Consider the following 12,813-nt stretch of genomic DNA (forward strand, 5'->3'; position numbering starts at 1 on the left):
AAAAAGTAGCCATGCACTCTGCCTCCATCATCGTCCAACAACCTACCACGCCAGCCTCGTCCCTGGTGCTGCTGACCCACGGCGTGGGTTCCGTGCCGCAGTCGCTTGTGGGCGTCGCGCAATGGTTTGCCCAGCGCGACCGCAACGCCTTTGTGGTGAGTGTGGCGTCGCCAGAGCCGTCGGATATTTCCAATGGCTTGCAGTGGTTTTCGGTGCGCGGCATCACCGAAGAAAACCGGCTGGCCCGTGTGGCTGCCGCCATGCCCGGCTTTGTGGCCACGGTGCAGCTCTGGCAGCGCGCGGCAGGGGTGGACGCCGGCCACACCTGGCTGGTGGGATTTTCGCAAGGGGCCATCATGGCGCTTGAATCCACCAAGCTCGATGCACCGCCTGCAGGCCACGTGGTCGCCATGGCCGGCCGCTACGCCGAGTTGCCGCTGCACAAGCCCAGCAGCAGCATCCACCTGTTGCATGGCACGGCTGACCCGGTCATGCCCGCCGCACAAGCGCAGAACGCCTTTGCGCGACTGCAGCACCTGCAAGCCAAGGCCAGGCTGGACTTGGTGCCCGGCGCGGGCCACGAGCCACACCCGGCCATGCTGGCGTTGTTGGGCAAGCATCTGGACGGCAATTCATCCGAATCAAGCAACAAATAGTTGATTGATCGGCGGTTTTTCAATCGATCCAGGCAACATATCCTCAAGGCCTTCTCTCAAAACAAAGGCCTTTTCATGCAACGCCGCACCCTGCTCGCTACCGCCACCGCCACCCTCGCTTTCGCAACTGCCGCACTTGGCGTGGCCCATGCTGCCACGCCGCTCACACTTGACGTCTACAACCCTGGCGACAAAGCCATCTTCCCGGTCACGTCCGTCATCGTCAGCGGCGCCAAAGAGGCGGTGTTGATCGACGCGCAATTCCAGCGCAACGATGCCGAGGCGCTGGTGCAAAAGATCAAGGCCAGCGGCAAGAAACTCACCGTGGTCTACATCAGCCACAGCGACCCGGACTACTACTTTGGGCTGGACGTGATCCAGGCGGCTTTTCCAGACGCCAAGATCGTCGCCACCGCGCCCACCGTGGCACACATCAAAGAATCCATGGACGGCAAGCTGGGCTATTGGGGCCCGATCTTGAAAGACAACGCGCCGAAGAAGGTGGTGCTGCCCGCCGTGCTGCAAGGCGAACGCATCCTGGTGGACGGCCAAGCGCTGGACATCAAAGGCTTGAAGGGCCCGAGCCCCGAACGCAGCTACGTGTGGATTCCATCGCTGAAAACGGTGGCCGGTGGCGTGGTGGTTTCCAGCGGCATCCACGTGTGGGTGGCCGACACACAAACACCCGCTTCACGCCAAAACTGGCAAACCACGTTGAAGACCATCGAGGCGCTGAAACCCACAGCCGTGGTGCCGGGCCACTACCTGGGCGAAGTACCCAAAGGTTTGGCTGCTGTGCAATTCACCGCCGCTTATCTGAAGACTTTTGAGGCACAAGCCAGCAAGGCCAAAGACTCTGCTGCGCTGATCGGCGCGATGCAAAGCGCGTATCCAAGCTTGGGCGAACCTGGCTCGCTGGAGCTGAGCGCCAAGGTGATCAAGGGTGAGATGAAGTGGCCTCAGTGATCTAGAAAGCGATCAACCTCAACCCTCGAACCCTGCAATGTTTCAGGGTTTGGCTGATCGCGCTTTGACACAAGCCGCCTCGGCGACCTCCGGAGAGCGCCGGGGTTTCAGCAGGTGTTGCACCCAATGCTCCGGCGAGCCAAAGAAACGCTCGGACAAAACGATGGTGGTGGCGACTTCATAGTCGGCCTCCATGTCGGCGCCAAAAACCGAAAGAATCTTTGGTGACAGACCAGTTGACCCCACAGGTTGATACAAGAGCCAGGCGCGCGCCAGTTCCTCACAGCTTGTGCGCTCCAGCATGGCGCTAGCCAACGGATCGCTGCCTGGGTAGCCGCCAATCAACCAGGCCCCAGCAGTGCTGCTGGCGCGCATGGCATACAGCACGGACGGCGAGCGCCCGGTGAGATCAATCAAAGGCATTCCTGGCGCAAAGCCCACCTCAGCCGACTTACGCTGCGCATCGTTCAGGTAACTGGCAAAGCCTGGAGTCAGCCTAAGAGTCGCATCCGACAAGCCAAGCGTCACGCGCTGATGCTGGTTGCGCAAGCCAGCCGACTGGCCATAAGGCGCTTCGATTCCTGTTTGCACAATCGCGGCGGTAATGAACTGAGTGGCTAACACTATAGCCAGCACCGGGGCCAAGTGCCAGGAAGCCGCTGTCGGTACTGACGACGAATCCGTGGCTGAATCCGACACTGCCTTTGGTACGACTGCCAGCATGGCGGCAGCAAGCGCCCAAAACAGGGTTGCATGGCTGATCTGCCACCAGTTGTCGTTGGACGTACCCAGCACATAGATCACCGGCATGGCCAAGATCAACAGCACGTCGGGAAAAATACCCAATGCTGCAGGCCTTTTCTGCAACCACCGAAGTGGCAGCACAACCAATGCGGCGAGCGGGATGATGCCGACGAGCAATCCGCGGTAATTCTCAATGCCGAGCAATGCCGGAAAACGCCCGAAGATCAGCATGAGGGTCGCCACCGCCAAAACCAAAATACCTAACTGGCTTAGAACTGCAGCCGCGCGAGATCGCAGCGTAGCCAGTCCGCTGAGCACCACCAAGGCGCAGACACCGCCGATGATCTGGGCTCGCGTCGCAGGGTCGAGCCGCAGTGTGCCAAGCCTGGGCAGCAAGGACATGGGGTTGTTTTGCCCCATCATGACTTTCGCCATGTGAATAGAGATTTGATATCGCTCAATGAAGCGCAGGACAGAACCGTCGATCACCAGGGCAATCCCCAACAAAAGCAGCACCGCCACAGCCACAGTGAAAAGCATGGGCTTCCAGGCAAACTTCCGAGAAATCACCAGATACACCAGCGCACACACCGCCAGACCCGCCGCTGTACTCGGCTTGGCCATGAATGTGAGCCAACCGCCAAAACCGACCAAGACCGGGAAAAGTACTTGGTAGCGTGGTGCCCGTTCGCTCATGAGCAGCCCCGTACAGGTGATCATGAGGCCTTGCAGCGCCATCCAGTTATAGCTTGGCGTGGGTAGCCAGACATGCAAAAAAGAAAGCGACGCAACCGCCAACCCCGCAGACAAGGTAATACGAACGCTGCGCGTGCCCGAAAAGCCACGCGTGAGAAGACAGCGATCAGCCAATACCCACGCGAGTGCAAACGTAAAAACCAAATTGAGCCGCCGGATGCCCACGATGCTGTGGTCCACCAGTTCAAAGAACGGGTGATAGAGGTAGCCAAACTGTGTGACCGAGAAGTCGTACTTGAAGGGGTTGGCCATCCAGACGAAGTACAAGCCCTCGTCTCTGAAGTCCACGCCGAAGCGGCAAAACCACAAAACCCACAGCAGAAATAGAAGGCTGCAAAGCGCAGAAAGCGCCACCAGCACACGATGCCCAGTCATGACAGCTTAATGCTCCAGCAAACGTTGCACGAGAACCTGGGACCTCGCTTGGCAGGAGCGAGCCCAGTATTCAGAAATGAGGAATACCGCGATGCCGTGTTGATACCGCATGCGATCAAAGAGAACGAAACACCGAAAAAACACCTGAAAACTCAGAAAAGCACACAGGCGTTACCGCGCAGTGAATGAAGGGATTCGGGTGAGTTGCGGCTGAACCAGCGCCGCTTGCTTCGGTTTGTAAATCTTATCATGCGCACCCTGAAGAGCCGCTGTGCGCAAAGCACTCTCGCTATGCAGATGAGCGCCGTAGGAGCGCAGCTCTGAGCCGCCTATTCATCCATCCACACGATGCAATTGCCACTGCTGCAGCCAGCGTGACAAGGTACCCGGCAGTTCGTTCCACGGGCGAGCGTGGCCCGACGCCTCCGTTGCGTCAGGCATCTCCTGCTCCTCTGACCGCGGTCTACGCCAGCAGCCTGCACTAAACCCCACCAAGGTCGCGTCGGGTGCGGAGCGTTGCACGTGCCGCGTCAGCGCCGCCAGCAACTCGCCCGCGCCATCCACGTCAACCAACACCAGGTCAACGTCGGTCGACAGCAGGGTCATCACGGCATCGGTCGGGGAAGCGGCATCCAGTACCCGGGGGGACGGGACTCGCGCGGCGCACACTTCGCGCACCAGGTCGCGGGCTTCGCGATGGGGAAACACAGTGAGCACACATGGCCGCGATGTGGTGCTATGCCCTGCGCCTATCACCGAAGTGGGCACAACGCCTCCGTACAGACTTTGGTCAAAACATGCCCTCTCCGATCCCAAGGGGCGAGAATCCTGACACCCAGGCGTGCACAAAGGCGTGGGGGTTGTTCGGGAAGGGCAAGGTGACGCATACATCTCAGTGTGCCCAGCGCTCTGCCAAGCTCAGTTGATCCAGGTCAGCAAAACCCATTTCCTTCGCAGCCTCAGCATGTGGCGGCATGGCCGCAAACAAGCCGTGCCAAGGCATGCGGCGGCCCAACAGGGCGGTGAGCGCAGCGCCTTCCATGGGCTTGGCCAGCAAGTAGCCCTGGCCCTCATCACAACCCATGGCGCGCAGCAGCGCGAGTTGATCCACGGTTTCAATGCCTTCGGCAATACACCGCAGGCCCAAACGGTGCGCCAGCTCCACAATCACGCGCACGATTTCGCAAGCCGAGGGGTCTTCCAGCATATCGGTCACAAACTGCCGGTCGATCTTCAAATACTGAATCGGAAAACGGCGCAGGTAGGCCAGCGACGAATACCCGGTGCCGAAGTCGTCAATGCTGAGCCGCACGCCCAAGTGGCGCATGGCCTGCAGCGACTGCATCACGGTCTCCATCTCACCGATGAGCAACGACTCGGTCAACTCCACTTCAATGAATTCGGGCGGCACGCCGTAGCGTGAAATGGCATCGGCCAGGTCTTGCGCCGGATCACCGCCATGGAACTGCAGCGCCGAGAAATTGACCGCCACCACGGGCTGCTCCAGGCCGTCGCGGCCCCAGTGCGCCAGGTCGGCCAAGACCTGGTTCAACACACATTCGCCCAGGCGGCCGATCAAGCCCAGGCGCTCGGCCAGCGGGATGAATTCGGAAGGTGCAACGGCCATGCCATCGGGCAGCCGCCAGCGGGCCAGCGCCTCCACACCGGCAAGCGCGCCGGTCTTCAAATCAACCTTGGGCTGGTAGGCCACGGCGATCTCGTTTTTTTGCACGGCCTCGCGCAGCCGGGGTCCCAACTGGCGCTGCCGTGCTTGCGCCTCGTACTTCTGCAAAGCGCCGTCGCCCGGCACAGCCTGCTGCCGCGCAAACGAGGCGTGCAACAAAGTCTCTGCCGCCGCCCCCGAACCGGGCGCACCGGCCGGTGCACTGGAAGCCGAGCCGATGCTCACGCTGATCAGCGTTTTGCGGCCACCGCTGAGTTCAAACGGCTGCGCCATGGCGGCGCTCAAACGGTTGGCAAACTGCTGAATCCAGTCCGCACCCTGGTTACCTGCGCGGTGCTCAGAGGGCACAACCAAGCCGATGGCGAACTCATCCGGCCCCACGCGCCCCACGATGCTGGAGCTGGTGTGCGACGCCGCTACCTGGGTGCAGCGCACGGCCATCTGGCGCAGGATGGCATCGCCCCCCGCCAAGCCAAACTGCTCGTTCAGCACCGTGAAACCATCGATATCCAGCACCAATACATGCACTTGCGCGCCCTGGTCGCGAATGTGCTCCAGCGCGCCCAGCAAGGCGCTGCGACTGAGCAGGCCGGTGGTGGGGTCGGTGTCGCCGTGCAGCGCCATCTTTTTGCGCAGCACCAGCGGCGAGATCAGGCCGCTATAGGTGCCGAGGTAATACGTCTCTTCCGACTCGGGCACGCGCAAGGCCACAATGCCCAGACATTCCTGGTAAACACTGCCGTCCTTGCGCTTGTTCCACACGTCGCCTTGCCAGCGGCCATCGCGCAGCAGGCCCTGCCACATACCACGGTAAAAGGCCGGGCCTTGCAAGCCCGAACGCAACTTCGAGGGGCGCTCGCCTTCGAGTTCATCGGCACTGAATCCGGTGGCGTTTTCAAACGCGGTGTTGACCCGCAAGATCACGCCTTGCGCATCGGTGAGTACCATCGGCGCGGGCGCCTGTTGCAGCGCTTGCAGCACCACGCCTGTCAAATCGCCTCGGGGTTTTGCCTGCTCTACCGAGCGTTCTTCGTCTGCATTGACCGTCAATATCATCTCCACCTGTGTGCTCGGGCGGCAGCCCCAACGTGCCGCACAAAACCGCTTAAACCACGGGTGGAAACTTTAAAAGAGGCGCGCGCTAACGTCTGTGGGGAACTCTTGATTCTGCCCGTGGGGCGTCCGCGTCAAAGATGCTTTTTCGAGAGGAGAACGCGAGAAAAAAGAGAAGAAAAAGGGAGGAAGAACTTAAGCGCCGTCGTCTTCCACCAAACCATGGCGCATGGCCAGCCGCACCAGCGCGGTCACGTCGCCCACGCCGAGTTTGGCCATGAGGCGGCTGCGGTAGGTGTCGATGGTCTTGGGCGACAAATGCAGTTCGCGGCCCACCGCCGCGCTGGACTGGCCGCGCACCACCATCGCCACAATTTGCCGCTCGCGTGGCGACAGCGTGGCAAAGGGGTCGCTGCCCGCATCGCCTGTGAGGGCCTGCACGGCCAGGTCGGCCACCTCTTGGCCCAGGTAGCGTTTGCCCAGCACCACGGCGTCAATGGCGCGCAGCACTTCGCTGGCAGGCGCGCCTTTGAGCACGTAGCCCGAAGCGCCCAAGCGCAAAGCCTCGGCCACATGCTGCGGCTGCGCCGACATGGTGAGCACCACCACGCGCACCGTGAGCGCGCGGCGCTGAATTTCCACCAGCACCTCCATGCCGGAGCGCCCACCCAGGCTCAAGTCGAGCAACAGCACTTGCGGCTGGCACCGCGCCAGGTCGGCCACGGCTTCGGTCGGGTCTGCCGTTTCGCCCACCACTTGGTGGCCAGCGGCTTGCAGCACCGCGCGCAAACCTTCGCGCACCATTTGGTGGTCGTCTACCAGGTACAAAGAAGTCATCGTTCCATCTCAGTCAAATCAATTTGCTTCAATTCGCCTGCGCCCACGACAGGCGCACCGCCACGCCGCCTTCCGCCGGGCTTTGCACGGTAAACCGCGCGCCCATGGCCAATGCACGCTCGCGCATGCCCACCATGCCCAGGTGGCCAGGCTTGTCGCGTGCGGCGTCTGCGGCCAGGCCGCGCCCGTCGTCCAGCACTTCAAGCTGAAACGACTGGGCATCACCCGTCAACACCACACGGATCAACGAAGCCCCGGCGTGGTGAATGGCGTTGCCAAGCGCTTCGCGCGCGACCATGAAGGCGGCATATTCCACGTCGGCCGGCCAGCGCAGGTCGAATACTTCGGGCTCAGTTTCGAGCAAAAGGTCTAAGCCTAGCGGCGCCCGGCTGCGCGTGCGCACTTCGTTCTCCAGTGCGGCGGCCAGGCCGTTGTCGTCGAGCAGCGGCGGGCGCAAATCCACCAAGACCTGACGCACCTCGCGGATCGCCTGGTCGATCAAGTCGCTGAGGTGTTGCACATGACGGCTGGGCGCATACGGCGGGGGTGCTGCTGCGGCGGCCGTTGCACTGGCCAGGTCAAACGACAAACGAATAGCCGTCAACGTTTGGCCTAGCTGATCGTGCAAGGCTTGCGCCAAACGGCGGGTGGTGATTTTCTCTTGGGTCATGAGCAGTTGCGTCAGCTCAGACAATTCAAACTGGTACTTGAGCAAGGCCGTCTCGGCCCTGACGCGCTCGGTCACGTCGCGCAAGATGGCCGTCAGCGTGAGCTTGCCGTTCACCGTGGCCTGCGAGATCGACGCCTCCAGTTCCAGCTCATCGCCCTGCGCGTTCACCCCTTTCACCCGCCCTGCTCCCATGGCGCGCCGCGTGACGTTCGACTGGGCAAACCCCTGCAGATCGCCGCCGTGGCGGCTGCGGTAGCGCTGCGGCATCAAGGCCTCTAGCGGCTGGCCCAACATGGCTTGCGCAGAGCGGCCAAAAATGCGCTCGGCCGCCGGATTGAACAGCGTGATCGTGCCCAGCGCATCGGTGCTGACCACGGCATCACTCGCCGCGTCGATGATGGCGGCCAAGGTGGCCTGGTGCTCGGCCACACGTTGCTCGGCGCGCACGCGCTCGGTCACGTCACGCAAGATCACGGTGTAGAGCGGCTTGCCGTTCACCGCCACATGCGAGATGGAGGCCTCGATCGGAAACTCTTCACCATCGGCACGCAAACCGCTGATGGGCCCCAGCTTGCCCATGCGCCGCGCGGTCACGCCCGTGGCACCAAAGGCCTGCATGTGGCCCTGGTGCTGCACCCGGTAACGCTGGGGAATGAAGCGTGTGAGCGACTGGCCCAGCGCTGAGGCTGCCGTGCAGCGGAACATGCGCTCGGCGGCCTGGTTGAACAAAATGACGGTCTGGTTTTCATCCACCGCGACGATGCCGTCCATAGCCGACTCGAACATGGCGGAAAGCCAGGCGCCGCTGTCCGGCAAATCGGGTGACGGAGGGGAGATTAAGGCAGGATCACGCACCGAAGGGGCGCCTGGGGGTGGACTTGTGTCGCTCGGGGGCATTCATCGTTCCAGTCAGATTTGGTTATGCACCTCGCATGCCACCGGGCCGCAGAGTGCGCCGCCCGGGACGAAATGATTCTATGCGCCGTTGTTTGGTTCATCGGTGCGGGCCCGCATTCCATAAGCATACGTTTCAAGCGAAGTCGATGCGCGCAGCCAAGTCTCCCCGCAGCGCCAGTCAAGAACTCCTGACAGTGTTTTTGTAGGCGCAAACCTACAGTCCTCATCAGCACACACCACGTGTGCACCAAAGGATGTTGCCATGCAAACCAACCTGCCCGTGAGCCAGAACGAGTATCTCTTCCCCGCCACCGATCTGCTGGTGTCGACCACCGACACCCGGGGTCACATCACCCACTGCAACGAAGCCTTCATGACCACCTCGGGCTTCAGCTACGAGGAGTTGATCGGCCAGCCGCACAACCTCATTCGCCACCCCGACATGCCAGAGGCGGCCTTCAAAGACATGTGGCGCACCATCGGCCGTGGTCAGCCGTGGACCGGCATGGTGAAGAACCGGCGCGCGGACGGCGACTACTATTGGGTCGAGGCCAACGTCACGCCCATCATGGAAGGCGGCAAGCCCAAGGGTTATATGTCGGTGCGTGTACAGCCCAGCCGGGCCCAGGTGGTGGAAGCGCAAAAGCTGTACGACCAGTTGAACCGTGAAAAGCACAGCACGCGCCCCTCGCTGGTATTGAACGAAGGTGCGGTGCACCGGCGCGGCGTGCAGGGCTGGCCACAGCGGCTGCGCGGCGCGCCGTTGACGGCCTGGCTTGCAGCGCTGGTGTTCGCCGTCGCAGGTCTGGCGCTGCTGCCCGACGTGCTGGGCTGGCAAGGCGCGCAAGCCCTGGCTGCGCGCGCGGCAGTATTGAGCGTGGGCTTGGCTTCGGCCCTGGCCTGGTTCCACCTGAAGCTGAGCAGCGGCTTGGCCGATGCCGTGCGTTTTGCCGGGGAGCTGTCGGCCTGCAACCTCACCAGCCGCGCCCGCCTGAACCACCCGCAGCCCTTGGGCGGCTTGATGCGCCGGCTCACCCAAATCCAGGTGAACCTGCGCGCCGTGGTGGGCGACGTGCGGCGCGAGATGGAAGGCTTTAGCACCTCGGCCGGCGAAATCGCTCAAGGTAGCCTGGACCTTTCGGAGCGCACCGAAACCCAAGCCAGCAACCTGGAAGAAACCGCCGCGTCGATGGAAGAACTGGCCAGTACCGTGCGCCAAAGCGCCGACACGGCCGAGCAAGTTTGCCGCCAGAGCGAAGCAAGCACGGCCCTGGCACAACGCGGCGAACAAGCCGTGGAAGACGCAGGCCAAGCCATGGCGGCCATCGAACAATCGTCGCGCCAGATTGGCGACATCAGCGACCTGATCGAGAGCATTTCGTTCCAGACCAACATCCTCTCGCTCAACGCTGCCATTGAAGCGGCCCGAGCTGGCGAGCAAGGCCGGGGCTTTAGCGTGGTGGCCACCGAAGTGCGCGCCCTGGCGCAACGCAGCTCGTCGGCCGCGAAAGAGATTCGGCTACTGATTGGCCAGGCGCAACAGCGCACGGTGGAAGGCACGAAGCGCATCAACAGCGCGGGCAGCGTGCTGCACGAGGTGATGCAATCGGTATCGCAAGTCGGCAACATGGTGCAGCAGATCACCGCCGCCGCGCACGAGCAATCACAAGGCATTTCGCAAGTGAATGAAGCCGTGACGCAACTCGACGGTGTCACGCAGCAAAACGCCGCGCTGGTGGAAGAGTCGGCGGCCGCTGCCGCATCGCTCACCGGCAGTGCCAAAGCGCTGCACAACGCCGTGTCTGTATTCCAAATCACCGAAGCCCCGGTTGCGTCGATTGCCCACGCAGAACCCGTTTCGCTCTATGCCGTCTCCATCGCTGCAAGGAACCAACGTGAAAAATCCGCCCACCCACATCGCGTGCTCCCAATGCAACCTGCGCGAGCGCTGCCTGCCCGTCGGCCTGAGCTGCGCGCAGCTTGAGCAGATGGACGGTTTGGTGACGCAGCGCATCCGTGTGCGGCGCGGCGCCACGCTGTACCAGGAAGGCGAGAACTTCCGCTCGCTGTTTGCGGTGCGCACCGGTTTCTTCAAGACCACACACACCACACCTGAGGGCCACGACCAGATCATCGGCTTTCAGATGGCCAACGAGATGCTGGGGCTCGACGGCATTGGCACCGGCCAGCACGCGTGCACAGCAGTGGCGCTGGAAGACGCTGAGGTCTGCGCCATGTCGTTCAGCAAGATGGAAATCCTGGCGCGCGAAATCGCGCCGCTGCAACGCCATATCTACCAGGTGATGGGCCGCGAAATTGTGCGCGAGCGCGGGGTGATGTTGCTACTGGGGCGCATGAGCGCCGAGGAGCGTGTGGCGTCGTTTCTACTCAACCTGCTGCAGCGCCTGCACACGCGGGGGCTGTCGGCCACCGAGCTGGTGCTGCGCATGTCGCGCGCCGAGATCGGCTCTTACCTGGGGCTGAAGATCGAAACTGTGAGCCGCATCTTCAGCAAGCTGGCCGCAGACGGCGTGCTGGAAGTCGACAAGCGCCACGTGCGGGTGGTGAGCACCGAGCGGCTGCAACGCGCGGGGCAAGGCGTGGCGCAGGCATGACGCCGATACAGAAGTAGCCCCGAACAAGTTCGAGGCTACCCGGGCATCACATGTTTTCGACCATGACGCGGCCAAAGCCGGAACAGCTCACCTGCGTTGCGCCCTCCATCAGGCGCGCAAAGTCGTAGGTCACCTTTTTGGAGAGGATGGACGCTTCGAGCGACTTGATCACCAGATTGGCGGCTTCGATCCAGCCCATGTGGCGCAGCATCATCTCGGCCGAGAGGATGACCGAGCCGGGGTTCACGTAGTCTTTGCCGGCGTACTTGGGCGCCGTGCCGTGGGTGGCTTCGAACATGGCCACGGTATCGGAGATGTTGCCGCCCGGCGCAATGCCAATGCCGCCGACCTGCGCGGCCAGCGCGTCCGAGATGTAGTCGCCGTTCAGGTTCAGCGTGGCCACCACGCTGTACTCGGCGGGGCGCAGCAGGATTTGCTGCAAGAAGGCATCGGCAATCACGTCTTTGATGATGATTTCTTTGCCGGTCTTCGGGCTCTTCAGGCGGCACCATGGGCCGCCGTCGATCAGTTCGGCACCAAACTCTTTTTGCGCCAGCGCGTAGGCCCAGTCACGGAAGCCACCTTCGGTGAACTTCATGATGTTGCCCTTGTGCACGATGGTGACGTTGGGCTTTTCGTTGTCGATGGCGTATTGAATGGCCTTGCGGATCAGCCGCTCCGTGCCTTCGATCGACACCGGCTTGATGCCGATGGCCGAGGTGTTGGGGAAGCGGATCTTCTTCACGCCCATCTCATCCTGCAGGAACTTGATGAGCTTCTTGGCCTTCTCGCTCTCGGCTTCGTATTCGATGCCGGCGTAGATGTCTTCCGAGTTCTCGCGGAAGATCACCATGTTGGTCTTCTCAGGCTCTTTCAACGGCGACGGCACACCCTTGAAGTACTGCACCGGGCGCATGCAAACGTACAAGTCCAGCTCCTGGCGCAGCGCCACGTTGAGCGAACGGATACCGCCGCCCACAGGCGTGGTCAGCGGGCCCTTGATGGACACCAGGTACTCGCGCACAACTTGCAGGGTTTCTTCGGGCAGCCACACGTCGGGGCCGTAAATCTTGGTGGCCATTTCACCGGCAAACACCTGCATCCACTGGATCTTGCGCTTGCCACCGTAGGCCTTGGCCACTGCAGCGTCCACCACTTTCAGCATCACGGGGGTGATGTCGCGTCCGGTACCGTCACCCTCGATGTAGGGGATGATGGGCTGATCGGGCACGTTCAACGTCTTGTCGGCGTTGACCGTGATCTTCTGACCTTCAGCCGGTACTTGGATGTGCTGGTACATGAAAAATGTTCTCCGGTGGGTGCAAGCCGTCAGCATGCACTCTTGTTTGTGGGTTGTTTGTGGGATTAGCGCAAGGGCCGAAAGATTCTAGTCTTAGGTGGATTTCAGCGCCCGGCGTGCCCATCGAAACCGGGTCGCTTGGGTGCCACGTGAATTTTCGTAAAGCTGTCAACTCGCGCCGGGGGGCACCCGTTAGAGCAGTACCTTTCAGATATGCTGAGAGGCGGGGATACACCCATAACCTTCGACAACTTTTGATT

Annotated in this window: 10 protein-coding genes; 4 read left to right on the top strand and 6 right to left on the bottom strand. The window is 62.0% G+C overall.

Annotation, left to right across the window (positions count from 1 at the left end; all coding sequences use genetic code 11):
* The first annotated feature begins 11 nt into the window (after nt 1-11).
* Entirely contained in the window at nt 12-656 is a 645-nt protein-coding gene (gene ypfH / locus ACPWMG_RS16345) for an esterase (RefSeq protein ID WP_483300535.1), read from the top strand.
* Nucleotides 657-731: 75 nt separating this feature from the next.
* Entirely contained in the window at nt 732-1,622 is an 891-nt protein-coding gene (locus ACPWMG_RS16350; RefSeq protein ID WP_483300536.1) for an MBL fold metallo-hydrolase, read from the top strand.
* A gap of 42 nt (nt 1,623-1,664) precedes the next feature.
* On the opposite strand, the gene ACPWMG_RS16355 is transcribed toward ACPWMG_RS16350, so the two are convergent.
* The 5 genes from ACPWMG_RS16355 to ACPWMG_RS16375 all read right to left on the bottom strand — a co-directional run bounded on the left by ACPWMG_RS16355 (nt 1,665) and on the right by ACPWMG_RS16375 (nt 8,527).
* The gene (locus ACPWMG_RS16355; protein WP_483300537.1) at nt 1,665-3,497 is read right to left on the bottom strand and encodes a hypothetical protein; all 1,833 of its coding nucleotides are present in this window, start codon (nt 3,495-3,497) and stop codon (nt 1,665-1,667) included.
* Nucleotides 3,498-3,830: 333 nt separating this feature from the next.
* Nucleotides 3,831-4,205, bottom strand: coding sequence for a hypothetical protein (locus tag ACPWMG_RS16360; protein ID WP_483300538.1), 375 nt, complete (start codon nt 4,203-4,205; stop codon nt 3,831-3,833).
* Between the two features lie 184 nt (nt 4,206-4,389).
* Nucleotides 4,390-6,231 (bottom strand): putative bifunctional diguanylate cyclase/phosphodiesterase, encoded by a 1,842-nt coding sequence (locus ACPWMG_RS16365; RefSeq protein WP_483300539.1) that lies wholly within the window; start codon nt 6,229-6,231, stop codon nt 4,390-4,392.
* Between the two features lie 198 nt (nt 6,232-6,429).
* Nucleotides 6,430-7,071 (bottom strand): response regulator, encoded by a 642-nt coding sequence (locus ACPWMG_RS16370; RefSeq protein WP_483300540.1) that lies wholly within the window; start codon nt 7,069-7,071, stop codon nt 6,430-6,432.
* Between the two features lie 28 nt (nt 7,072-7,099).
* Entirely contained in the window at nt 7,100-8,527 is a 1,428-nt protein-coding gene (locus ACPWMG_RS16375; RefSeq protein ID WP_483300541.1) for a PAS domain-containing sensor histidine kinase, read from the bottom strand.
* Nucleotides 8,528-8,900: 373 nt separating this feature from the next.
* Between ACPWMG_RS16375 and ACPWMG_RS16380 the strand changes: the two genes are divergently transcribed.
* Entirely contained in the window at nt 8,901-10,622 is a 1,722-nt protein-coding gene (locus tag ACPWMG_RS16380; RefSeq protein WP_483300542.1) for a methyl-accepting chemotaxis protein, read from the top strand.
* Nucleotides 10,504-11,253 carry a helix-turn-helix domain-containing protein gene (locus ACPWMG_RS16385; RefSeq protein WP_483300543.1) on the top strand — a complete coding sequence of 250 codons (750 nt, stop codon included), beginning with the start codon at nt 10,504-10,506 and terminating at the stop codon, nt 11,251-11,253. The genes ACPWMG_RS16380 and ACPWMG_RS16385 overlap by 119 nt, the downstream gene beginning before the upstream one ends.
* A gap of 46 nt (nt 11,254-11,299) precedes the next feature.
* On the opposite strand, the gene icd is transcribed toward ACPWMG_RS16385, so the two are convergent.
* Nucleotides 11,300-12,553: an NADP-dependent isocitrate dehydrogenase gene (icd, locus tag ACPWMG_RS16390; RefSeq protein ID WP_483300544.1), complete on the bottom strand. Its 1,254-nt coding sequence runs from the start codon at nt 12,551-12,553 to the stop codon at nt 11,300-11,302.
* Between the last annotated feature and the right edge of the window lie 260 nt (nt 12,554-12,813).

The organism is Hydrophilobacter chitinilyticus (genome assembly GCF_049860745.1).
Classification (GTDB): domain Bacteria; phylum Pseudomonadota; class Gammaproteobacteria; order Burkholderiales; family Burkholderiaceae_C; genus Rhodoferax_B.

What these genes read in the sequence shown, in the direction of transcription:
- ypfH (WP_483300535.1), top strand. Translation starts at nt 12, where the DNA reads ATGCACTCTGCCTCCATCATCGTCCAACAACCTACCACGCCAGCCTCG.
- ACPWMG_RS16350 (WP_483300536.1), top strand. Translation starts at nt 732, where the DNA reads ATGCAACGCCGCACCCTGCTCGCTACCGCCACCGCCACCCTCGCTTTC.
- ACPWMG_RS16355 (WP_483300537.1), bottom strand. Translation starts at nt 3,497, where the DNA reads ATGACTGGGCATCGTGTGCTGGTGGCGCTTTCTGCGCTTTGCAGCCTT.
- ACPWMG_RS16370 (WP_483300540.1), bottom strand. Translation starts at nt 7,071, where the DNA reads ATGACTTCTTTGTACCTGGTAGACGACCACCAAATGGTGCGCGAAGGT.
- ACPWMG_RS16375 (WP_483300541.1), bottom strand. Translation starts at nt 8,527, where the DNA reads ATGTTCGAGTCGGCTATGGACGGCATCGTCGCGGTGGATGAAAACCAG.
- ACPWMG_RS16380 (WP_483300542.1), top strand. Translation starts at nt 8,901, where the DNA reads ATGCAAACCAACCTGCCCGTGAGCCAGAACGAGTATCTCTTCCCCGCC.
- ACPWMG_RS16385 (WP_483300543.1), top strand. Translation starts at nt 10,504, where the DNA reads ATGCCGTCTCCATCGCTGCAAGGAACCAACGTGAAAAATCCGCCCACC.
- icd (WP_483300544.1), bottom strand. Translation starts at nt 12,553, where the DNA reads ATGTACCAGCACATCCAAGTACCGGCTGAAGGTCAGAAGATCACGGTC.